This window comes from Alcaligenes sp. GW821-FHT11D07, from assembly GCF_058808495.1.
The window spans coordinates 242,194-263,129 of the sequence record NZ_JBXART010000002.1 but is presented as its reverse complement, the minus strand read 5'-3'; the positions used below and the strand labels follow the sequence as shown (position 1 = coordinate 263,129).

The 20,936-nt window shown below is 56.7% G+C and carries 20 protein-coding genes; 9 read left to right on the top strand and 11 right to left on the bottom strand.

Annotation, left to right across the window (positions count from 1 at the left end; translation table 11 throughout):
* Nucleotide 1 precedes the first annotated feature (1 nt).
* Nucleotides 2-1,267, top strand: a complete 1,266-nt coding sequence (locus tag AC1RSM_RS09790) for a TRAP transporter large permease (protein ID WP_492931980.1) — start codon at nucleotides 2-4, stop codon at nucleotides 1,265-1,267.
* 150 nt (nucleotides 1,268-1,417) lie between these two features.
* Here AC1RSM_RS09790 and AC1RSM_RS09785 read toward each other — a convergent pair whose 3' ends face one another.
* Together AC1RSM_RS09785 and AC1RSM_RS09780 are read right to left on the bottom strand one after the other, a co-directional pair.
* Complete coding sequence (locus tag AC1RSM_RS09785) at nucleotides 1,418-1,699, bottom strand: peptidylprolyl isomerase (protein WP_492931978.1); 282 nt, start codon at nucleotides 1,697-1,699, stop codon at nucleotides 1,418-1,420.
* 101 nt (nucleotides 1,700-1,800) lie between these two features.
* Entirely contained in the window at nucleotides 1,801-2,502 is a 702-nt protein-coding gene (locus AC1RSM_RS09780) for a TerC family protein (RefSeq protein WP_492931976.1), read from the bottom strand.
* 458 nt (nucleotides 2,503-2,960) lie between these two features.
* Between AC1RSM_RS09780 and AC1RSM_RS09775 the strand changes: the two genes are divergently transcribed.
* The 3 genes from AC1RSM_RS09775 to AC1RSM_RS09765 all read left to right on the top strand — a co-directional run bounded on the left by AC1RSM_RS09775 (nucleotide 2,961) and on the right by AC1RSM_RS09765 (nucleotide 7,038).
* Entirely contained in the window at nucleotides 2,961-3,467 is a 507-nt protein-coding gene (locus AC1RSM_RS09775) for an RNA polymerase sigma factor (protein WP_492931974.1), read from the top strand.
* Nucleotides 3,457-4,452 carry a FecR family protein gene (locus AC1RSM_RS09770; RefSeq protein WP_492931972.1) on the top strand — a complete coding sequence of 332 codons (996 nt, stop codon included), beginning with the start codon at nucleotides 3,457-3,459 and terminating at the stop codon, nucleotides 4,450-4,452. The genes AC1RSM_RS09775 and AC1RSM_RS09770 overlap by 11 nt, the downstream gene beginning before the upstream one ends.
* 144 nt (nucleotides 4,453-4,596) lie before the next feature.
* A complete protein-coding gene (locus tag AC1RSM_RS09765; protein ID WP_492931970.1) occupies nucleotides 4,597-7,038 on the top strand; it encodes a TonB-dependent siderophore receptor in 2,442 nt (813 codons plus the stop codon).
* A 100-nt stretch (nucleotides 7,039-7,138) separates the two neighbouring features.
* Here AC1RSM_RS09765 and AC1RSM_RS09760 read toward each other — a convergent pair whose 3' ends face one another.
* The 6 genes from AC1RSM_RS09760 to AC1RSM_RS09735 are packed head-to-tail and all read right to left on the bottom strand — an operon-like array spanning nucleotide 7,139 to nucleotide 12,851.
* Nucleotides 7,139-7,948 carry a phosphodiesterase gene (locus AC1RSM_RS09760; RefSeq protein WP_492931968.1) on the bottom strand — a complete coding sequence of 270 codons (810 nt, stop codon included), beginning with the start codon at nucleotides 7,946-7,948 and terminating at the stop codon, nucleotides 7,139-7,141.
* A gap of 9 nt (nucleotides 7,949-7,957) precedes the next feature.
* Complete coding sequence (locus tag AC1RSM_RS09755; RefSeq protein ID WP_492931966.1) at nucleotides 7,958-8,800, bottom strand: carbohydrate ABC transporter permease; 843 nt, start codon at nucleotides 8,798-8,800, stop codon at nucleotides 7,958-7,960.
* Nucleotides 8,800-9,690, bottom strand: coding sequence for a carbohydrate ABC transporter permease (locus AC1RSM_RS09750; protein WP_492931964.1), 891 nt, complete (start codon nucleotides 9,688-9,690; stop codon nucleotides 8,800-8,802). Before AC1RSM_RS09750 ends, AC1RSM_RS09755 begins: the two co-directional genes overlap by 1 nt.
* Nucleotides 9,691-9,702: 12 nt before the next feature.
* On the bottom strand, nucleotides 9,703-10,965 hold the full coding sequence (locus tag AC1RSM_RS09745; RefSeq protein WP_492931962.1) for an ABC transporter substrate-binding protein: 1,263 nt from the start codon (nucleotides 10,963-10,965) through the stop codon (nucleotides 9,703-9,705).
* Between the two features lie 18 nt (nucleotides 10,966-10,983).
* Nucleotides 10,984-12,084 carry an ABC transporter ATP-binding protein gene (locus AC1RSM_RS09740; protein ID WP_492931961.1) on the bottom strand — a complete coding sequence of 367 codons (1,101 nt, stop codon included), beginning with the start codon at nucleotides 12,082-12,084 and terminating at the stop codon, nucleotides 10,984-10,986.
* Nucleotides 12,081-12,851, bottom strand: a complete 771-nt coding sequence (locus AC1RSM_RS09735) for a DeoR/GlpR family DNA-binding transcription regulator (RefSeq protein ID WP_492931959.1) — start codon at nucleotides 12,849-12,851, stop codon at nucleotides 12,081-12,083. The genes AC1RSM_RS09740 and AC1RSM_RS09735 overlap by 4 nt, the downstream gene beginning before the upstream one ends.
* Nucleotides 12,852-13,146: 295 nt before the next feature.
* Between AC1RSM_RS09735 and AC1RSM_RS09730 the strand changes: the two genes are divergently transcribed.
* The 5 genes from AC1RSM_RS09730 (at nucleotide 13,147) to AC1RSM_RS09710 (ending at nucleotide 18,601) form a co-directional block, all read left to right on the top strand.
* Nucleotides 13,147-14,106, top strand: coding sequence for a Bug family tripartite tricarboxylate transporter substrate binding protein (locus AC1RSM_RS09730; protein WP_492931957.1), 960 nt, complete (start codon nucleotides 13,147-13,149; stop codon nucleotides 14,104-14,106).
* Between the two features lie 19 nt (nucleotides 14,107-14,125).
* Nucleotides 14,126-14,599: a tripartite tricarboxylate transporter TctB family protein gene (locus AC1RSM_RS09725; RefSeq protein WP_492931956.1), complete on the top strand. Its 474-nt coding sequence runs from the start codon at nucleotides 14,126-14,128 to the stop codon at nucleotides 14,597-14,599.
* A complete protein-coding gene (locus AC1RSM_RS09720; protein ID WP_492931954.1) occupies nucleotides 14,599-16,080 on the top strand; it encodes a tripartite tricarboxylate transporter permease in 1,482 nt (493 codons plus the stop codon). Before AC1RSM_RS09725 ends, AC1RSM_RS09720 begins: the two co-directional genes overlap by 1 nt.
* Before the next feature lie 460 nt (nucleotides 16,081-16,540).
* Entirely contained in the window at nucleotides 16,541-17,239 is a 699-nt protein-coding gene (locus AC1RSM_RS09715; RefSeq protein ID WP_492931952.1) for a MarC family NAAT transporter, read from the top strand.
* A gap of 66 nt (nucleotides 17,240-17,305) precedes the next feature.
* Complete coding sequence (locus AC1RSM_RS09710; protein ID WP_492931950.1) at nucleotides 17,306-18,601, top strand: NAD(P)/FAD-dependent oxidoreductase; 1,296 nt, start codon at nucleotides 17,306-17,308, stop codon at nucleotides 18,599-18,601.
* 24 nt (nucleotides 18,602-18,625) lie between these two features.
* Here the strand turns inward: AC1RSM_RS09710 and AC1RSM_RS09705 are convergent, their stop codons facing one another.
* The 3 genes from AC1RSM_RS09705 to AC1RSM_RS09695 all read right to left on the bottom strand — a co-directional run bounded on the left by AC1RSM_RS09705 (nucleotide 18,626) and on the right by AC1RSM_RS09695 (nucleotide 20,855).
* Entirely contained in the window at nucleotides 18,626-19,177 is a 552-nt protein-coding gene (locus AC1RSM_RS09705) for a peroxiredoxin (RefSeq protein WP_492931948.1), read from the bottom strand.
* Between the two features lie 76 nt (nucleotides 19,178-19,253).
* The gene (locus AC1RSM_RS09700) at nucleotides 19,254-19,802 is read right to left on the bottom strand and encodes a TetR/AcrR family transcriptional regulator (protein WP_492931946.1); all 549 of its coding nucleotides are present in this window, start codon (nucleotides 19,800-19,802) and stop codon (nucleotides 19,254-19,256) included.
* A 123-nt stretch (nucleotides 19,803-19,925) separates the two neighbouring features.
* Nucleotides 19,926-20,855, bottom strand: coding sequence for a hypothetical protein (locus tag AC1RSM_RS09695; RefSeq protein WP_492931944.1), 930 nt, complete (start codon nucleotides 20,853-20,855; stop codon nucleotides 19,926-19,928).
* Between the last annotated feature and the right edge of the window lie 81 nt (nucleotides 20,856-20,936).

The following is a 20,936-nucleotide window of genomic DNA, read 5'->3' as shown; positions in this document are numbered from 1 at the left end:
CATGATTGCGGTCATGATCATTACATTTTTTGCTCTGCTGATTTTGTCAGTGCCTGTCGGGCACGTCCTGGTCATTGCATCCGGAGCCGCCGTTAGCTCCAGCGACTTTTTGCCCTTGAACCTGATTGCCCAGCAGATGTTTGCCCCCACGCAGTCATTTCCTATGCTGGCTTTGCCTTTCTTCATTCTGGCGGGCAGCCTTATGATGAGCGGGGAACTAGGGCGCTACCTGATCGAATTTGCCACGCTTTTAGTACAACGCTATCGGGGTGGCTTGGCCTCCGTAACGGTGTTGGGTTCAGCAACGGTTGGGGGAGTAGCTGGCTCCGCGGTGGCTGATGCAACCGCTATGGGCTCGGTATTAATCCCTTGGCAAAAACGCGAAGGCTATCCTGCCGCGTTTGTCGCCGCCAATAATGCCGCCACATCCATGATTGCCGTGCTGATCCCACCCTCCATACCCATGATTCTGTATTCACTGGTGTCTGGGGTGTCCATTGGTGAGCTATTTCTGGCAGGTGTCTTGCCGGGCCTGCTGATCACAGTGGCCTTTATTATGGTGTGCAACATTTCCGCACGCCTGCGCAACTTTCCTTATCAGCGCACTGCTTTTGATTGGCAACGATTCTGGCCTTTGCTGTGGAAAGCACTGCCAGCCTTGGCGCTACCCATACTTATTTTGGTACTACTGCGTTTCGGCATTGCTACTCCCACCGAAGTCTCCGTGCTGGCAACCCTGTACTCCCTATTCATGGGGACGGTGGTTTATCGGGACCTGAACATGAGCAAAATTGTTCAGGCGACACTCTCAGCAGGTGTTTCGACCGGCATTGTCATGCTGGTCATCATGGGATCGGCAGCTGTTGCCTGGTTGGTCACGTATGCACAGATTCCCCAGCTATTCACTGCTTGGGCCTTGGAAACGCTGCAAAACCCCTTGCTCATTATTCTGCTGCTCAACGTAATTATGTTGGTGGTGGGAATGTTCATCGACTTGCCTGCTGCCATTTTGCTGCTTAGCCCTATCTTTGTGCCTTTGGCCATGGAAATTGGCCTGGACCCTTTGCAGTTGGGCATCATGATGGTCTTGAACCTGAGCATTGGTTTATATACTCCACCAGCGGGCACCACGCTTTTCATCTCCAGCACGATTGCCAACGTGCCGGTGCTTAAAGTGGTACGTGAACTGGCACCGTTTTACCTGGCTGCGCTGATCATTCTGGCCTTGTTCAGCTACGTTCCCGCGCTAACACTGCGTTTTACCTGATGCTGAATCCGCGTTGAGGGCAAGGGGCGATATCTAAGCGCCCCACAACACGGTAAAACCATAAAACACACACGCATACCCCATGCAGGGACAAAACCAGCCACCCAATAAAAAACCCGCCGAAGCGGGTTTTTTATTGGCCTGATCGTATCAGTCCTGACGTGCAGTCACTTCTACCAGGTGGTAGCCGAACTGAGTCTTGACGGGGCCTTGTACAACGCCAACGGGGGCGCTGAACACAACCTGATCGAACTCGGGCACCATTTGGCCACGACCAAAGGTTCCCAGCTCGCCGCCCATGCGGGCCGATGGGCAGCTGGAATTTTCCTTAGCCACCTGAGCGAAGTCAGAACCACCTTCGATAGCGGATTTCAATTCATTCGCTTTCTCTTCGGTGCTGACCAGAATGTGGCGTGCGGAGGCTTGTGCCATGGTGTACTCCTTTTTTTAGAAAATCGTTCGAGCTTAACCCAGAACCATGCCGGAAGCGAAGCCCCCGGCGCGGTTCTACACCTGCTGTTTCAATTTCAGGCTTAGGCAGCTTTCTTGCGCTTGGCTGCAGCAATGCCATGACCCAGACCCACAATCAACAAGGCGCCCACAACTTCAGCGATCAGCTTGGTGCTGGTGGAGGCTTCACCGAAGTACTCGATGAATTTCACATCCGTCACGATCATGCCGCCGGCAATCCAGCCCAACAAAGCTGCGCCCAGTGTTACGACGAACGGGAAACGGTCGATCAGCTTCAGGACCAGTGTGCTGCCCCAGATGATGATAGGCACGCTGACAATCAGACCAAACACCACCAGACCGATCTGGTGATCCGGATCTGCCGTCTGAGCAGCACCGGCAATGGCGATCACGTTATCCAGGCTCATCACAAAGTCAGCGATGATGATGGTCTTGACCGCTTTCCACAAGGTGGCGCTGCCTTCGACATTTCCGTGACCTTCATCTTCGGGGATCAGCAGCTTGACGCCGATCCAGACCAGCAACAGGGCACCAACCACTTTCAGGTACGGCACGGCCAGCAAGGTCAACGCGAATGCAATCAGTACGACGCGCAGGCCAATGGCACCGGCCGTACCCCACAAAATACCTTTAATACGCTGTTGTGCAGGCAAGTTACGACACGCCAGTGCAATCACCACCGCGTTATCGCCCCCCAGCAATATATCGATCAGGATGATCTGAAATACTGCCGCCCAACTCATTGTCTGCAAAAACTCAATCATGTGTAAGACCGCCTTTTCATATTGTTGAAATTGAAACCTGACGACCATCTTGTCTGACTGTACAACAGCAATCTGACTTGCAGTGCACCAACAAAAATGGCCTGATCCATTAAGGACGCAGGCCATATCGTTTTTAGAGGATACACCTTGCCCATTAATGGCAAGGTCTCGCTTGCAACCCTAAGGTTGCCCGGGCACCGGGAAGATGTGAAAAACACACATTGCCGTGATGACGATGCTCCGGAAAGTAAGCTACTCCCCCTGATAGTTCGCAAGTATAACGACCTTGCATGAAACAACAAGACTTTTCACCCGGTAGGGCGCGGTTTCAGTAGCAGGCACGGGGCTGGGCGTTGCAGGACAACCTCACCCGGCCCCAAAGCTGACGCTCACCACCATTGAGTTAATGAGAACTATTTGCAATAATTCGCTTCTGCTCATCCTTTCTTGATCGCCTCATGTCCGACTCGGACCTCTCTCGCAAAAGCTGGCTGGCCTATTACGGCGAGTTCATGCAGTCCTGCCTGCGCCGCTTTGGCAGCCGTGCGGACGCGGAGGACGTGGCACATGATGCCGTTGAAGCCCTGCTGCAAAAAGACCAGAAGACACTGACGCCCACCCACGCACGCAATTTCCTGTATCGTTCGGCACGCCATCGGGCGATTGATCTGTGGCGTCGCAACACCCGCTTCCAGCATCTGGCCTGGGACGAGCTGCACGAAGATGCCCACCCGCTAAGCGATGGGGCCGACGCCCATGCCAGTGCGGCCCAGTTGCGCCAGGCGCTGGTGGCGGCCCTGGAAGAATTGCCTTTGAATCACCGACGAGCGTTCGTCCTGAACCGCATTGAAGGCTGGACCCAGGCCGAGATTGCCCGTCATCTAAACCTGTCTGTCGCCAGCGTGGAGCGCTATATTGCGCTGGCCAACCAGTTTGTCCGCGAGCGTTTGCGCGATGAGTTCTGAATCCTCTTTTTATCCTAGTGACGCGACCTCCCCGGCCGAGGCAGCGGCCCAATGGTCGGCCCGCTTGCACTCGGGGCGATTCACCCCGGCAGACCACGCAGCCCTGGATGACTGGTTACAGGAAGACCCGGAAAACGAGCGTGAATTCATGGCGGTCGAGCAGCTCAGTTCCTTGGCCAGCACGCTGGACAAGGATTTGGTGGCCTCGCTGTATGGCAGCACTGTGCCGGTTCGGCCTGACTTGCGCCGCCGTAAACTCATTCGCAATACCGGTGCCCTGGTGGCCGTGGCCGGTTCGGCAGGCTTGGCCAGCTTGCTGCTCAGCCCCACAGCGGTGTATGCCAGTTCCCTGCAAACCCGTGTGGGTGAACGCCGCTGGATACCCTTGCCAGATGGCTCCAGTCTGGAACTGAATACCAACACCCGAGCAGACCTGCGCTTTTATGAAAAAAGCCGCCATCTGGATCTGCACCAGGGCGAAATCATGTTCGCAGTCGCTTCCGACCCGCAACGCCCTTTTACCGTCAGAGCCGCAGGAACACAGATTCGTGTAACTGGAACCAGTTTTACCGTGCGCCGCGATGCAGATCAGGTTTCTGTACTGGTTGAAAGCGGCAACGTGGAAATATCCAGCGGCCCCTGGTGGAACCGTCAGACGCGCTATCTGCCTGCAGGTTCTGGCGCGACCAGCTCCCCGGCACAGGGCCTGAACATACAAACGGAAGTAGATGTTGCGGCGGCAACCGCCTGGCGACAAGGGCGCTTGATCGTGCGCGATATGCCTTTGGCTGGCGTCGTGGCGGAGATCAACCGCTACCGTGAACATCCCATCCGAATAGCTCAGCCTTCCATCGGAAGGCAGCGTGTCACCGCCTCCTTCTTGCTGGACGATCAAAAAGCCATCCTGCATGCCCTGCAGCAAATCCTGCCGCTACGCGCCCAGGCCCAGGAAGATGGCGGTGTGCTGCTCTCCAGCGCCCCTTAATTACAATTAGTTTCAAATAAACCGGTCGGGTCTGAGGGGTTTAGTAAGACTGACTCGTATTTACATTCAGCGTTCCTCAAGCCCGGCTTGACGGGACATGTCTGAATCCGGACGCCTCTGTGTCCGACACCTATCCTGACCATCGTGAATCGAACTGCTTTCCTGCCCCGCCTGCGCCCTGTCCTGCTTGCTGTGATGATGGCCGCTACCAGCGCCCCCGCCTTGGCCCTGGACAATCCTGTCCCTATTCATATTCCTGCCCAGGCTTTATCCGAAGCTCTGTTGAAATTGGCTGAGCAAACTCAGTTGCAGGTGTTCTTCTCGCCGTCGCTGGTTCAAGGCCTGAGCACCACTCCGATTCAAGGCCGCATGCTGCCCGAGGACGCACTGCGCACTCTGCTGCAAGGCTCGGGCCTGGAGTACCGCCGCGAGAACAACACCATCACCCTGTCGCGCCCCAATGCGGACGCCACCATGCTGGCCCCGGTACGAGTGGTGGGCCGCCGCCTGCCAGTGACCGAAGGCAGCCAGACCTATGCCAGCCATGGGGCCACCACCACCGCCACCAAGCTGAACATGACGCTGCGCGAAACCCCGCAGACCGTCAGTGTGATGACACGCCAGCGCATTGAAGACCAGTCGCTGGACAGCATCGGCAGTGTGTTGCAACAGGCCCCCGGTATTTCGATTCAACACATAGGCAGTGACCGCTACTCCATTAATTCGCGCGGCTACGCAATCGACAACTACCAGCTCGATGGCCTGTCCACGCTGTCCGATATCGTCAGCCAGAATATTCCCCAAGGCCTGGCCGACATGGCAATTTATGATCGCGTCGAAGTGCTGCGCGGTGCGCCCGGCTTATTGACGGGGGCGGGAGACCCATCCGGCGTCGTCAATATGGTGCGCAAGCGCCCGACAGCGGACTTTCAGGGCCATGCCGAAGTCAGCTACGGCTCCTGGGATCAAATGCGCGCGCAGGTAGACCTGGGCGGGCCTTTGCTTGACAGCGGCCGCCTGCGTGGCCGTCTGGTGGGCGCGCACCAGGAAGGCAATAGCTATATGGACTACTTCAAGACCAAAAAAGACATTGTCTATGGCGTGCTGGAAGCAGATATCACCGACACCACCTTGGTGACCCTGGGCATGGATTATCAAAAGAACAATCCACGCGGCTCCACCGGCTCGGGCTTGCCCCTGTTCTACAACACCGGCGAGCAAATTGACTATGACGTCCACACCAGTCCCGGCGCGCGCTGGAGCACCAACACAATGGAAGTGAGCAATAGCTTCCTAAAGCTGGACCAGCAGTTGCCCAGCGACTGGGCTTTGGCGCTGTCCCTGAACCACATGGAAGGCCGCCGCAGTGGCCAACGGGCTGATGCTTCCTGGGGCTACCCAGATCCCGTCACCGGCAAAGGGGTGAAACTGTATGGCGGCGTGTCCAGCGCCAAGCAGCGTCAAACCAGTTTTGATGTCAATGTGAAGGGCCCCTTCCAACTTTTCGGGCGCGAGCACGAATTAGTAGTGGGTTTTAACTCATCCAAGTACGACAACTTCCACGAGCCTATGCGCTATGCCGGTATTGAAGGCACCGCCGTGCACAATATGTTCGAGTGGGATAACAACCCCGCCCGCCCGAATATCTCTGGCGAAAAACTGTTTGATTACGACCTGTCGGTCAAGCAATACGGTGGATACACGGCGCTGCGCTTAAAACCCACGGACAATCTGGCCGTGATTCTGGGTAGCCGCATCAGCAACTATCGCTACAGCTTGTCTCAGCAGTATCCAGACCCCGCGCTGGCTCGCAACAACAGCCTCAAAACCATGAATGAAGACAATGTTTTCACTCCCTACGCGGGCATTGTCTATGACTTGAACGAAGAACATTCGGTCTACGCCAGCTACACCAGCATCTTCAAGCCACAAAGCTACCGCGACCGCAGTGGCAACTTCCTGGACCCGCGCAAAGGCAATAACTATGAGATCGGCCTGAAAAGCGAAATGCTGGACGGCCGTCTGAACAGCAGCATCGCCCTGTATCAGATTCGTCAGGACAATCTGGCCGAGGCTGACTCAGGCTTTATCGTGCCGGGCACCCAGCGTGAAGCCGCCTATACCGCCGTCAAAGGGGCCAAGACACAAGGGCTGGATGTGGAGGTGACCGGTGAATTGCTGGACGGTTGGAACATGGCTTTTAGCTACACCTACAGCCAGACCAAAGATGCTCAAGGCGAGCGCATCAAAACCCTGTCGCCCCGTCATATGGCCAAGCTGTGGACCACGTACCGCCTGCCCGGCAGCTGGAATCGCTTAACTGTAGGGGGCGGCGTGAACTGGCAAAGCCAAACCCACTTCACCGCAACACCTTGGGATTTGGGCAAGACCGTCACAGGAGAACAAAGCAGCTACGCCGTGGTCAATCTGATGGGCCGCTACGATTTCAGCAAGCAATTGACCGCAACCCTGAACGTCAACAATCTGTTCAACCGCAAGTACCTGAGCGCACTGGACCAGACCTTCTACACCGGCTATTACGGCGCACCACGTAATGCCATGCTGAACCTGCGTTACTCCTTCTAAGCAGCACAGGGTTACTCAACAAAAACGGCCCCTCTCTGGACTCCATCCAGGAATCCGGGGCCGTACTCAGCGCGACTGCGCTGTTAGTTCCCGACAGATATTAAATGCACTTCAAGGCACTTAAATCGCCGGTGTACGGAAAGCGCAGCTCTTCGTAAGCAAAGGGCTGGAAGTGCACGGTCAGGCCGTCTGCATTGGGCAAGATCACCGCATAACTGGCGGGCTCAAAAGTAGACGTTGCCGCCCCCTCCCGTTCCAGATCCAGCTCGTGCTGATGGTTGGTCCCGTTCACCGTCACAAAGTGCAGACCGTTCCAAACGCCACTGGCACATCGGTGCACATGTCCGGAGAACAAATGAATGGGGGCAGGATGCGCCTTCAGCATGGGTAATAAGTCCGGCGCATTACTCAAGCGCAACCAGTCCATGGACGGATACTGCAAGGCTGGCAAAGGATGGTGCGAAAACAGCATCACCGGCCCCTGATGCGCCTCCAGTTCCTGCTGCAACCACGCCAGACGCCGGGTACACAAATAGCCGTTGGTGTAGCCGTCTTCCAGCGTGTCCAGATAAATCAGACGCCAATCCCCCATCGTTTCTGCATGCTGCACAAAGCCCGGCACATCGGTCTGAGCCTGCGGGAACACGCTGTGAAAAGCGCTGCGACTATCGTGGTTGCCCATCATCAGACGCACAGGCGGAATCAAATCCTGCAAACCTTCACGCAAGCGCTCATAGGCACGGGGATGGCCAGCATGGGTCAGATCCCCCGTCAGCACACATAAGTCTGCATCAGCATGATGGCGATTTACGTGCTGCACACAACTGCGCAAACGCTCCAGGGGATCAGAGCCAAACAAGAGGCCATCAGGCGGGGTAATGTGCAAATCCGAAAACTGGATGATTTTCATCAGAATTCCTTAACGAATGCCAGCGCGTAAAAAGGCCTGCATGAACTGCTTTTGGAACAGCAGAAAGCCCAGCAAAAGCGGCAAGATAGTCATTAATGTGGCGGCACTGATCAGGGAGATACTGACACCACTTTCAGGCGCGCCAAACAGGGATAAACCCACCGTTAAAGGCCGGGTATGGTCCGAACTGCTGATCACCAAAGGCCACAAAAAATTGTTCCAGTGCGTGGACACGGACACCAGGGCATAGGCCAGGTACACCGGCTTGACCAAAGGCACATACACCCGCCACAACACCCCCAGGCGGCTACAGCCTTCCAGGCGGGCCGCATCTTCCAGCTCCCTGGGAACTTGTTTGAAAGCCTGACGCAGCAAGAACACCCCGAACGCACTGGCCATATACGGCACACCCATACCCCAGACGGTATCCGTCCAGCCCAACAGGGCCACCATGCGGTAGTTCTCCACAATTAGCACTTCGGGCAGGATGAACAGCTGCAAAAGCAGCAGCATGAACAAGAACTGGCTACCAAAAAAGCGAAAGCGGGCAAAGGCATAGGCGGCCAGGGTACACAGTACAAACTGCCCGACCAAAATGGTCAGCACCAACACGGTGGTATTGAAGATGTAGCGCAGCCAGGGCGCACGGTCCCAGGCAGCGGCAAAGTTATCCAAAGTCCACCCTGCGCTCCAATCGAAGCTCAAGGCAGCGGACGGGTCACGAAACGCCGCCCAGCAGGCGTAGAGCAAAGGCGCAATCCACAACAAGGCCAAGGCATGCGCCCCTAGCGTATCCAGAGATGGCAAACGCAAAGTGCGTTGCGGTGCAGTCAAAACGGTATCCATGTTCATCACTGGTAGTGCACGCGTCGTTCAGCGTAGCGGAATTGAAAGATAGCCACGGCTCCCAGACCCAGTAAGAGCACCACCGTCAGCACAGCGGCGCTGGGCGTGTCCATATAGGCAAAGGCAGTTTCCCAGATCCAGTACAGCATCAGCTTGGACGCATTATTGGGGCCGCCTTTGGTCAAGATGAACAGGTGGTCCACCAGCTTGACCGAGTTGATCAGCGCGTTGATCAGAATGAATAAGGTGGTCGGTGCCAGCAAGGGCAAGAGCACACGGCGGCCATACTGCCAGCGGCTGGCCCCTTCCAGACGGGCGGCATCCCGCAATTCGGGCGGAATGGTTTGCAGGGCCGCCAGATAAAAAATCATGAAAAAACCGGCTTCCTTCCAGATCGTCACCACTATGACCGCACCCAGCGCAGTTTGTGGCTGACCCAGCCAGTTGGTCGCGCCCGCCCCAAACAATTTGGCAATCTGATCCAGCAAACCCAAGTCTGGCGTATAGAAGAACAGCCACAGATTGGCCGCTGCAATCATGGGCAGCATGGTGGGGGTGAAGTAAGCGCAACGCACCCAGGCCCGCATGCTCATGGCCCGGTTGGCCCACAGCGCCATCAGCAAGGCCAACGCCATCGACACCGGAATCACGATGGCCGCATACCAAAGATTGTTTTTCAGGACCAGCCAGAAGGTCGGGTCAGCCAGCATGGCATCGTAGTTATCCAAACCCACAAACTGGGCCGGACGGCGCGCCGTGCCTTTACTTAAGAGGCTGGACCAGAACGTGTGCAACGCCGGGATAAAGGCAAACACGCTTAGCAACACAAACAGCGGCGTCAACAAGAGGTAGGCAAACACCCATTCTTTACGCAGCACACGCAATGGTTCAGCCATCACTACACCTGCTTAGTTGAAGGGGCGCAGCAGGCGGTCTGCGGCTGCCTGAGCGTCGTCCAAGGCGGCCTTGGGCGTCTTGGCATTGGTCAGTACTGCTTGTACGGCGTTAGACAGCAGCTCACGGACACGAGCAGTTTCGTAAGTAGCAAACTCGGGCGATGCCACAGCCAGTTGATCGCGTGCCACCAAGGCCTGCGGGAAAGACTTGGCGTACTCGGTCAAGGCCGGGGTTTCATACGCTGCGGGGCTGACGCCTACATAGCCGGTGGCCATCGACCAAGCAGCCGCACGCTCAGGCGCGGTCATCCAGCGTACAAAGTCCAGAGCCGCTTTTTTCTGCTCCTCGTTTGCCCCTTTGAACAGATAGAAGTTGCCGCCGCCTGTTGGCGATGCCGCTTTTTCCTTGGCAGGTAGCATGGCGACGCCAAAGTCGAACTTGGCTTCGTTTTTAACAGCCGTCAGGTTGCCCGTGGTGTGCCACATCATGGCTGTCTTGCCTTGCACAAAGGCCTGACGCAGCGTGCCCCACTCAATGGTGCCCGTGGGGCTGACTTTGTGCTTGTAGGCCAAGTCATGGAAGAACTGCAAAGCCTCTACCGACTTGGGGTCGTTGAAGTAAACCTGGGTGCCCTCTTCGTTCATCAGCTGACGGCCATTTTGCAAAGCCAAAGCCTGGAACATCCAATAGGGGTAGCCGGTAGACGGGATCATCAGGCCATGACGCTGCTCTGTTGTCAGCTTCTTGGCCGTCTCTACCAGCTCGCCCCAACTTTTGGGGGGCTGATCTGGGTTCAGGCCGGCCTCGCGGAACAAGTCCTTGTTGTAGAACATGACGATGGTAGAGCGCTGAAACGGAATGCCCCACACCTTGCCTTCCAGGGTGCCATTGGCCATCAAGGCCGGATAAAAACTTTTCAGCCAATCCTGGCTGGGTGCATCCTGAGCCACATCACTAAAGGCTTCGACCAGCCCTTGCTCTACCAAATCATGGGTATCCAATGCACCCAAGACAGACAGTTGTACCGACTCACCTGCACGCAAGGCCGATAAGGCGCGCACACGGGTTTCATCGTAGTTGCCGGAATACACGGCTTTAACTGTGACGTCGGGATTCTGGGCCTGGTAATCCTTGATCATTCCATCGACCACATCGGTCAAAGGGCCACCTACCGCAATGGGGTAGTACATAGTCAATTCCACCGCACTGTGCACGTTGGTGCCCAGGCCCATCAACAAAGCACTAGAGGTGGCAAGCAAACATTTTTTGAACATGGGTAGACTCGCAATACGTTAAGAGAGAACAGCAGGAGAAACGGCGGGTGAAGCAGCCGCAGCAGCGGACGGGGTCCACAAACGGGCCCCACTGTCCTGGTTAAAGTAAAAGGCGTGAACGGGGTCCCAACTCAAGCCGCAACGAGCGCCCGCCTCGACGCTGCGACTGTGCGGTGCGCGCACAATCAAGGTATGGCCGTCATCCAATTGCACATACACATAGGCATCTGCCCCTTGAAATTCTTGATGCACCACGGTGGCCAACACCTGCTGCTCGCCCGGCTCACTTAAAACCAGGTTTTCGGGGCGCACACCCACCAGTACGCGATGCGGCTGGTCGTACTGACGGCGCGAGGGCCACAGATCAAGGGGGATGTGGTCGCTGTGAATCATCATCATGGGTGGGCTGCCAATAAAGCCGGCAGTAAAAACGCTATTGGGCTGGCCGTATAAATCCTGGGCGCTACCTTGCTGTTCAATATCTCCGGCGTTGAGCAGCACCACGTGGTCGGCCATGCCCATTGCTTCGGTCTGATCGTGGGTGACATACACCACCGTCAAGCCCAGACGCTGTTGCAAAGCACGGATTTCGTGGCGCACGGTATGCCGCAATTTGGCGTCCAGATTGGATAGCGGCTCATCCATTAAACAGATGCGGTGACCGGACACAATGCTGCGTGCCAGAGCCACTCGCTGGCGCTGCCCACCGGACAGCTGGCCGGGTTTGCGCTCCTCCAGTCCTTCCAGATTGGTCAGGGCCAAGGCTTCGCGCAGACGCTCTTTTTGCTGCTGGCGATTAGCTCGGCGCACTTGCAGGCCAAACAAGATGTTGTCGGCCACATTTAAATGCGGGAACAAGGCGTAGGACTGAAACACCATGCTCAAGCCACGCTTGGCGGGCTCCAGATACGTGGCGTCCTGTCCATTGATCAGCAAGCGGCCCTGATTAGGGGTTTCCAGTCCCGCAATAATGCGCAGCAAGGTCGATTTTCCACAGCCCGATGGCCCCAATAAAGCAGTGAATTGCCCTTCCTGAATAGACAGGTCTATGTGCTTGAGAACGGCTTGTTCACCCCAGGATTTACCAATGCCCTGCAGTTCGATGGCAGCACGACTCACGACTGCACCTCGTCCGCAATCACAAGCTGAATACGATCCGGGATTTGCTCACGATAAGGCTCGGGGATAGCCTGATCGGTGACCAGAATATCTACATCGTCCAGAGAGCCACTACGCACCGGAGCGCGTCGCCCAAACTTGGTGTGATCCAGCACCAAAATCCGCAAGCGGCAATTGCCCCGCAAGGCTTTGTGGCAATCGGACTCGGCCATGTCAAAGTCCAGCAAGGCACCGTCCGAATCAAAGCCCCCTACCCCGGACACCCCGAAGTCAGCTTTGAAACTGTTGAACAGGCGTTCCGCACCGGGGCCGAGAATTTCAGGATTAGGCTGGCGCAGTTCGCCCCCCGTCAGGACCACGCGATGGCTCATATTGTGAGACAGGGCCAGCGCCGCGCTGATGTTGTTGGTAACCACGGTTAAATCGCGGTGGTCCGCCAAAGCCAGTGCCACCTGTTCAGGCGTGGTTCCAAAGCCCAGCAGCACACTGGCGCCGGGGGGAATCAACTTGGCTACTGCGCGCCCGATCCGGGCTTTGGCCTGCAAATGGGTAATGCGGCGTGTCTGGAAGGGGATATTGCGTTCGACCACATTCAGCTCGGCACCACCATGGCGACGGCGCACTAGATCAGCCTCGTACAAATGATTCAGGTCACGGCGTATGGTCTGCGGCGTCACCCCGAAATGCGAGGCCAGACCATCCACGGACACCACCCCTTGGGCGGCCAGCAAATCCACAATAATGCTTTGCCTGACGGATAGGTTCATAACACGGCGTATAGGTTTCGTTTGAATACCTGGCAGTGTAGGAACGCGACGTTACGGCTCGGTGACGCTCAAATGAAAGTTTTATGACGCTTAAATGTTCATATGAACATTCACGCACACAATTTCCAGGTTTCCACTTTCCTCGCCTGCCAGAGTGCGGCAGAAAGCGTCTTGGCTGCCCATTCTTTCAAGCACAAGGCCCCAAAGCGTAAAAGCCAACCCCTTGGGGTAATATCGACGACGAAGAACTAAAAAAATCAAATGCCCAAGTGCATATCCTTTTCGGAGACATCAGATGAAAATCCATCGTTTTCTGCGTCCCTTGCTGGCCGCTGCCCTGATCGGTGGCGCGGTTGCCGCCCAAGCCCAAGTCAGCATGATGCTGCCCGCCAACCCCGGTGGCGGCTGGGACTCCACCGGCCGCCAATCCATGCAGGCCATGAAAGAGGCAGGGATCTATACGGGAACCGTCAGCTTCAGCAATAAAGGCGGTGCCGGTGGCACCATTGGCTTGGCCGACTTCCAGCGTTCTCAAAAAGGGAAGGCCGATGCACTGGCCGTCTTTGGTGCGATCACGGTGGGCTCGATCGTCATGAACAAGTCCCCCATTGATTTGAGCAAGTTCCGGCCGGTGGCACGCTTGACCGCAGAATATGTAGTTCTGGCCGTCAAGGCGGACTCCCCCTATAAAACCCTGGACGACTTTGTTCAAGCGCTGAAAACCACCCCCGGAGCGATGCCGGTAGGCGGCGGATCGGCCGGTGGCACAGATCACATTGCGCTGGCCTTACTGGCCCAGCAAGGCCAAATCCCGGTAAAAACCTTGAACTACATCCCGCAAGCAGGCGGGGCGGATACCGTCACGGGCATCGTCAATGGCACCTTGAAGGCCGGTATTTCTGGCGCGTCTGAATTTCAGCAATTTGCCGACAGCGGGCGCATCCGCATTCTGGCCGTGTCCTCGGACAAACGCATGAAGGGGCTGGAGCAAGTTCCCACGTTCAAGGAAGCAGGCTATGACGTGGAAATTGCCAACTGGCGCGGCATTTTGGGCTCCATCGATATGCCTGAAGAAAACTACAAGCTGTGGATTGATCGCTTTACCCAGCTGAGCCAGGCCCCGCAGTGGAAAGCCACTCAAGAACGCCTGGGTTGGGAGCCCTACTTTCTGGCGGGTGACGAATTCGGGGACTTCATCAAAGCGGAAACCGAACGCACCACGACCATCTTGCACGACGCCGGTCTGACCCAGTAAGCCTGACCGGAGAACCCACATGAGTGCGACTTCACGCCAACCCTGGTGGCTGGGGCTGGCGGTCATCCTGGCCGGTGCCATCTGCCTTTACGCTTCTACGTCCCTCACGCTAAGCGCCCAATACGCGGCCATTGGCCCCGGTCTGTTTGTAGCCTTGGTGGGAGCCGGGCTGGTGCTTCTGGGCATTGTGCTCCTGCTGCAAATACACCGTGGCACCGCCTTTGAACAGGAAGAACGGGCCCAGGACCCTGGCATGGACAAAGGGCCTTTTCTAACCGTCCTGCTGGCCGCTGTTTTGCCCAGCCTGATGATGGAAACTGTGGGGCTGCCCATCACAGCCTCAGTGTGCTTCATGCTGGTGGCCCGTGCCCTGGGCTCGCGCCGGATGCTGCTTGATCTGCTCTGGGGGCTGCTGCTGGGCAGCGCCTGCTGGTTCCTGTTTGGCCGTCTGGGCTTGCAGTTGGGCGGCTTTCTTCCTGTTGCGGGGCTGTAATGGATACCCTGTCTTTGCTCTTGCACGGTTTTGAAGTGGCCCTGCAACCCATGAATCTGATGTGGGCGCTGATTGGCTCTGTACTGGGTACCGCCATCGGCATCCTGCCCGGTATTGGCCCGGCCCTGACCATCGCCTTGCTGCTGCCAGTGACCGTTTCTGTAGGGCCGGTGTCAGCCTTCATCATGTTTGCAGGGGTGCTTTACGGAGCCATGTATGGCGGCTCCACTACCGCCATTTTGATCAACACGCCCGGCGAGGCCGGCTCCATGATGACGGCATTGGAAGGCAATAAAATGGCTCGCCGTGGGCGGGGGGCGGCTGCCTTGGCAACCGCTGCCATTGGTTCCTTTATTGCTGGCACCATTGCCACGCTGGCCCTGACCTTTGCTGCGCCTTTAGTGGCTGAGCTCGCCTTTATTTTCACGCCAGCCGATTACTTCGCCCTGACCATCATGGCGTTCACCTCTGTTGCAGTGGTGATGGGAGCCTCCCGCGTGCGCGGCTTTATCTCTTTGTTCCTGGGGCTGGCCCTGGGGGTCATAGGGATTGATGCCATGACGGGCCAGGCCCGCATGACGTTTGGCCTGCCAGACCTGCTGGATGGCGTAGAACTGACAGTCGTGCTGGTGTCCGTGTTCGCGATTGGAGAAATTCTGTACGTAGCCAGCCGCTTCCGGCATAACAACGAGGAAATCATCCCCATTCGCGGCAAAGCCTTCATGACCAAAAACGAATGGGCTCGTTCCTGGAAACCTTGGCTACGCGGGACTATTATCGGTTTTCCCATGGGGGCTATCCCCGGTGGGGGCTCGGAACTGCCCACCATGCTGTCCTACTCACTGGAAAAGAACCTGTCCAAAAACAAGGAAGAGTTTGGACACGGAGCTATCGAGGGGGTGGCCGGGCCTGAAGCGGCCAATAACGCTGCTGCCGCAGGTATTTTGGTGCCCTTGCTGACGCTGGGTTTACCAACATCTGCCACTGCGGCCATTTTGCTAGTCGCCTTTCAAAACTATGGCCTGCAGCCGGGGCCCTTTTTGTTCACCAGCAATCCAGAGTTGGTCTGGGGGCTGATTGCCTCGCTGTATGTGGGCAATACCATGCTGCTGGTGTTGAACCTACCTTTGGTGGGCCTGTGGGTGCGTTTGCTGTACATACCCAAACCCCAGTTGTATGCCGGAATTCTGGTCTTTGCCATGATTGGCATTTGGGGGGTATCCGGCTCTACCTTTGAACTGGCCATGATGGCGGGTCTGGGGGTGGTCAGCTACGTCATGCGGGTCTATGGTTTTCCCATTGCCCCTTTGCTGATCGGCTTGATTCTAGTGCCGCTAACAGAAAACCAGCTTCGTACCGCACTGGCCGCGGGTCAAGGTAACTTCCTGGTCTTGCTGGAAAGCCCGATTGCCGTCGGTTTTTATATTGCGGCCATCCTGTTCCTGAGCGTGCCGTATATGCTCAAACGCCTGCAAAAATAACGGCTAGCCCGCTTTGATATGAGCCTGAATGCGCTGGGCAGACAACTTCTCATCTGCCCAGCGTCCTTACCCACCAATACGACGCATCCTGCCCCTTTAAAAAGGCGCGTGAATGCCGTTCCTTGGATCACGCCGCTACCATCTAGCGGCCCAGCCCCTACTTCCCCACCGCTCTTCTTGTAAAAATTTCGCATCTTCATTTACGAAGCGACCATTTGGTTTTATCATGCACAATACGACTAATTGGTCGTATTTTTAAAAACATATCTCCATCCCGAGCCAAACGCTCAAACCAGACTAAAAGCCGGGCAGTACAAGGCGTTCAAAACCCTGTGATCAGCATCCCGCAGACCAATACCACCGCAAGATGAAGTGCCAACCCAGTACAAGCTCCCGATTCCAGAAAAACACAGATCAAAGGCTGGCAAGGCTTCGCTGGTTAGACAAGGAAAAAACATAGATGGGACACGACTTTCTCCAACTGATACAGGCAGTCGGACTGGGGGTGGCTTTGCTGCTGCCCATGGCCAACCCGCTAACGTCCATGGCGCTCTTGCTTTCTCTGGGCGGCAAACTGCCGTATCAAGAGCGGCAAAAACAAATCAAGCAAGCCACCCTCTATGTGTTTTGCATCATGGCGGTCACTTTTTATGCCGGGGCCTGGATTATGGAAACCTTTGGCATATCCATTCCGGGTATGCGGATTGCGGGCGGGCTGATTGTGCTGGTCATCGGCTTTAGCATGCTTTTCCCTACCTCCGCCATGGATGAGATGGTCGAGGCCGAAGCCGTGTCCGAAGACCTAGCCCGGCGCAAACCCATCAACATCGCTTTTGTTCCCCTTGCCCTGCCCGGCACCGCTGGCCCCGGCACCATCGCCATGATCGTCAGTGCAGCAGCCTCCGTCTCCCCTCAAATGAAAGCCACCTACGCACCGTGGGTGCTAACCACAACCCCGGTTCTGGTGTTCCTGCTGCTTAGCCTGCTGTTCTGGATCTGTTTGCGTTCTGCGCAAAAGATCGTCGCCATTGTGGGGCTTCAAGGTATTGAAGCGCTGTCTCGAATCATGGGGTTCTTGATGATCTGCATGGCCGTGCAATTTGTGATCAACGGCGTATTGGAAATTGCTGCCGGGCAGTCGGCCCTGCCCATTTCCTAAGCCCCCTGGCTAAAACGCGGCAACCCGGCAATCAACTGCCATTTATTGAATACAAGGCTGGAAGCAATGACACAAAAACAGCGAATTTTGATCGTAGGCGGCGGTATCGCCGGACTGACACTGGCGACTCAATTTGGTCAGCGTCTAGGTAAAAGCGGCAAGGCTGAAGTCACCCTGCTGGACAAGCAAGGTGCGCACGTCTGGAAGCCCATGCTGCACACGTTTGCCGCCGGTACTGCGAATGCTCATCAACAGAAAATCCCGTTTGCGGCCCAAGCCAGCCGCTGCGGATTCCGTTTTCTGCCCGGCGCCATGAAGTCTCTGGATAGGGAAAGGCAGGAGCTGACAGTGGAAGCCATCAAGTCCCCTGACGGCGAACAAATTCTGGCGGAACGCCGCTTAAGCTATGACTATCTCTTTCTGACCTGTGGCAGCAAAGCGAATGACTTTGGCACGCCCGGCATCGCTGAGCATTGTCACTTCATTGATGACCTGAACCAGGCCGAAGCCTTTAATGAACGCCTCTACGCAGAGTTACTGCGCACGGCAGAGCTGGGGCAAGCGCTCAGCATCAGCATTGTGGGAGGCGGTGCTACCGGGGTTGAATTAGCCGCAGAAATCAGCCAGTTGCTTGATATTGCCTCCAACTATGGCGCCGGGGATCTGCGCCCCCGCCTGCGTCTGAGCCTGATTGAAAGCAGTCCCCGCATTCTGGCCGCCTTTCCAGAGCAGGTTTCTGCCGCCGCCGCTCAACAACTGAAAGCACTGGGCATAGAGATCCGTACCGGGGTTCGCGTCATGGGAGCGGACGAGACCGGGTTTCAACTGCGCGACGGCAGCCGCTTGAATGCCAATTTACGGGTGTGGGCGGCAGGCGTCCGAGCACCGGAAGCGGTGGCTGCACTCGACGGTTTTGAGCTGACGCCCGTGGGACAAATCACGGTGAACGCACGCCTGCAATCAAAAACTGACAAGCGGGTTTTTGCCTTGGGAGACTGCTCCAGCTACACCCCAAAGGGGGCCGAGCGCCCATTGCCGCCAAGCGCACAAGTGGCACGGCAGCAAGCCCTGCACCTGACACGGCATTTTCCGGCCTGGCTGGACAAGCAAGTAGAGATCCCTGACTTTGAACTACGTGACCTGGGCGCGCTGGTGTCCTTAAGCGGCTATAACGCCTTTGGCACTTTGGGGCGACACGGCTTGTTCAGCAATCTGTTTATTCGTGGGCGCTTTGCACAACTCAGCCATGTAATGCTGTACCGCCTTCACCAGGCTCAATTGCACGGGTGGGGACGTGCCAGCCTGTTGTGGCTGTCCGATGCCATTGCTTCGGCGGTACGGCCTTCAATACGGGTGGATTGAGGTCAGACTATCCGCAGCAGGTGCCTACTTGCTGCCCTGCTGCGCCGCCCAGTCACGCACCGCGCCCAAGGTATTGCTGACGTGTTCATCCGGCTCCATCGCCGTGTATTCATAAATGATTTTGCGCTCGGGGGAGATCACATAAGAAATGCGCGAGGCACGTTCTGTATGCGCACCCAGCCCGGCGTCATAGGACTTGATCACCTGACTGCCAGTATCCGCCCCAACAGCAAATTTGCTGCCGCAAGGTCCGGTGGAAAAGTCTTTCAGGACATCGATAGTGTCGGAGGACAGGCCAATTACCGTGGCCCCAAATACGCTGTACTCATCCACGGCTTCGGCAAAGGTATGGGCTTCAACCGTGCAGCCCTGGGTAAATGCAGCAGGGTAAAAGTACAGCACCACGGGCCCGTTTTTCAGGGCTTCATACAAAGAAAACTTAAAGGTTTCACCGGCCAGAGCAGCTTGCACCGTAAAGTCCGGCGCGGGGCTTCCCACTGCCAGGGCGGCCTGTGCGCCCGTGGTTCCCGCCAATAAGGACAAGCCCAAAGAAAACGCTGCGATTGTCTGTTTCATGCCAATGCCTCCGTATGTGTGCGCTGCACCAGCGAACAGCGTAATCCGCTACCGCGCCTGCACACAAGCACTGCTTTCAGGGATGAGCAATCCCACCCCAGAGCACGGCAAACACATTGCGCGGTGCATCGTGGCGGGCCAGACGGCCTATTCGTATGGACGTTGCCGCCTTGTTCAGCAAAGTAAACAGGGATTCGCACAGCCACATGGCCGACAGATCCAGGCGCAGTTCGCCACTTTCCTGCCATTGCTGAAACTGGTCAATCAAACTCAGGCGCACGGCTTCAGTACGGGGATTGGAGAAGTCTTCAAGCTGAATCTGACGCTCGACGTAGACATAGTGCTCCACAATCGGCAAGAGCTCCTGGATCAAGCGCATGATGGCTTGCTCGGCAGGGCCGTCTTGCAAACGCGCCCGTTCGATAGCCAGTTCGGCACACGTGACGCCTTCCTGGAAAATCTCCAACATCATGGCCTCGCGCGAGGCAAAGTAACGGCACAAGGTGGCCCGGCTCAGGCCCACCTGTGACGCCAACTGCCCCATCGTCGCCCGTGGCTGATCCGATAAGGCATTGACCAGACGTAAAAGCAACTCCTCGCGTAGTCGAGGCTTGCTTGCTGTCATAGCTCTTTCCCCTACTTTGATTACTGGTCCTTCAAGCAGCGGCTAGTGTAGCTTTTTTATATCTTTCCCCACATGTCGGCTCCCTCATAAACATTATGCGGGGAGCCCCGACAAGGCGGGGCCCTAGCGCGCAGCGGGCCAGAAGCTGTCACTCAGTTGCGTGTCCGGATCTTCATCCAAGGGGCCGGGCTCCGTTTCAGGACGGCATTTAGCCAGAGCCAGCTGCATTTTATGCAAGGCTCTTTCTCCCGTGCTGCCCTGTGTAACCTGCTCCCACCAACCCCGATGCACATGGCGCACCTCCACCGGTACGCTGGGCAAACCCAGGCGCTGCGCCATCGCCAAACGATGCAGGCCACGATTGATTTTCAAGATCCGCCCTTCACGCGAAATCACTACGCCCAGCGCGTCCTTGCCACGGGCCGGATCAAAGCCGTGCTGTTCCATATCATCCAGAAAACCCAAGTAGATACGCAGGTACTCGATGATTTTCTCCGGCGTGTCCAGAAACACCCCTTGCTGATAGGACTCCCAGGGCCGCCCTTGCTCAATGCGTTTCATCAGCTTTTTAAAACGCGCCGTCTGCTCCAGCTGATAGCGGTTTTCATCCAGATCGCTGATCAAGCTATAGCGGGTGCCAACACGCAAGTCCTCACGTCGCAAATCCCAGGAACCCTCCCAGATAAAGGCCAATGAAGAGGGGCGCTTTTCTGCGGTGCGGGGCGCGTGAATGGCCATCCGGATCAGGGCACGCGGGTCGACCTGCAAGGTCAGCGCCTTGCGGCCCAGTGTCTCGTGAACAATGTGGCGCGGCAGGCCAAAGGCTTCAATGCGACGACTGCCTGCTTTGCTGTGCATCCAGCGTTGCAGCATCATGCGCCCGATAGGAAAACCCAGGTACTGCTGGGTTCTGTCCCGGCTGCGGGCCACCCAGTGCGCCAACAAGACACGGCGTCGAATCTCCGGAGACGCCAAGGAGCCAAATGCCTCATCCGCACCAGGCCCCAGCAAGCCTTTGCTAGAGACAGAGTGCTGTTCGATGTGCCGAACCATAAGGCCTCCATAAGGACTCAAGCCCTTGTCCAAGTATGTAGCAAGATTGAATATTCATGAAAAAAAGCACAGACACTCAAA

What these genes read in the sequence shown, in the direction of transcription:
- AC1RSM_RS09790 (WP_492931980.1), top strand. Translation starts at nt 2, where the DNA reads ATGATTGCGGTCATGATCATTACATTTTTTGCTCTGCTGATTTTGTCA.
- AC1RSM_RS09785 (WP_492931978.1), bottom strand. Translation starts at nt 1,699, where the DNA reads ATGGCACAAGCCTCCGCACGCCACATTCTGGTCAGCACCGAAGAGAAA.
- AC1RSM_RS09780 (WP_492931976.1), bottom strand. Translation starts at nt 2,502, where the DNA reads ATGATTGAGTTTTTGCAGACAATGAGTTGGGCGGCAGTATTTCAGATC.
- AC1RSM_RS09775 (WP_492931974.1), top strand. Translation starts at nt 2,961, where the DNA reads ATGTCCGACTCGGACCTCTCTCGCAAAAGCTGGCTGGCCTATTACGGC.
- AC1RSM_RS09770 (WP_492931972.1), top strand. Translation starts at nt 3,457, where the DNA reads ATGAGTTCTGAATCCTCTTTTTATCCTAGTGACGCGACCTCCCCGGCC.
- AC1RSM_RS09760 (WP_492931968.1), bottom strand. Translation starts at nt 7,948, where the DNA reads ATGAAAATCATCCAGTTTTCGGATTTGCACATTACCCCGCCTGATGGC.
- AC1RSM_RS09755 (WP_492931966.1), bottom strand. Translation starts at nt 8,800, where the DNA reads ATGAACATGGATACCGTTTTGACTGCACCGCAACGCACTTTGCGTTTG.
- AC1RSM_RS09750 (WP_492931964.1), bottom strand. Translation starts at nt 9,690, where the DNA reads ATGGCTGAACCATTGCGTGTGCTGCGTAAAGAATGGGTGTTTGCCTAC.
- AC1RSM_RS09745 (WP_492931962.1), bottom strand. Translation starts at nt 10,965, where the DNA reads ATGTTCAAAAAATGTTTGCTTGCCACCTCTAGTGCTTTGTTGATGGGC.
- AC1RSM_RS09735 (WP_492931959.1), bottom strand. Translation starts at nt 12,851, where the DNA reads ATGAACCTATCCGTCAGGCAAAGCATTATTGTGGATTTGCTGGCCGCC.
- AC1RSM_RS09730 (WP_492931957.1), top strand. Translation starts at nt 13,147, where the DNA reads ATGAAAATCCATCGTTTTCTGCGTCCCTTGCTGGCCGCTGCCCTGATC.
- AC1RSM_RS09725 (WP_492931956.1), top strand. Translation starts at nt 14,126, where the DNA reads ATGAGTGCGACTTCACGCCAACCCTGGTGGCTGGGGCTGGCGGTCATC.
- AC1RSM_RS09720 (WP_492931954.1), top strand. Translation starts at nt 14,599, where the DNA reads ATGGATACCCTGTCTTTGCTCTTGCACGGTTTTGAAGTGGCCCTGCAA.
- AC1RSM_RS09715 (WP_492931952.1), top strand. Translation starts at nt 16,541, where the DNA reads ATGGGACACGACTTTCTCCAACTGATACAGGCAGTCGGACTGGGGGTG.
- AC1RSM_RS09710 (WP_492931950.1), top strand. Translation starts at nt 17,306, where the DNA reads ATGACACAAAAACAGCGAATTTTGATCGTAGGCGGCGGTATCGCCGGA.
- AC1RSM_RS09705 (WP_492931948.1), bottom strand. Translation starts at nt 19,177, where the DNA reads ATGAAACAGACAATCGCAGCGTTTTCTTTGGGCTTGTCCTTATTGGCG.
- AC1RSM_RS09700 (WP_492931946.1), bottom strand. Translation starts at nt 19,802, where the DNA reads ATGACAGCAAGCAAGCCTCGACTACGCGAGGAGTTGCTTTTACGTCTG.
- AC1RSM_RS09695 (WP_492931944.1), bottom strand. Translation starts at nt 20,855, where the DNA reads ATGGTTCGGCACATCGAACAGCACTCTGTCTCTAGCAAAGGCTTGCTG.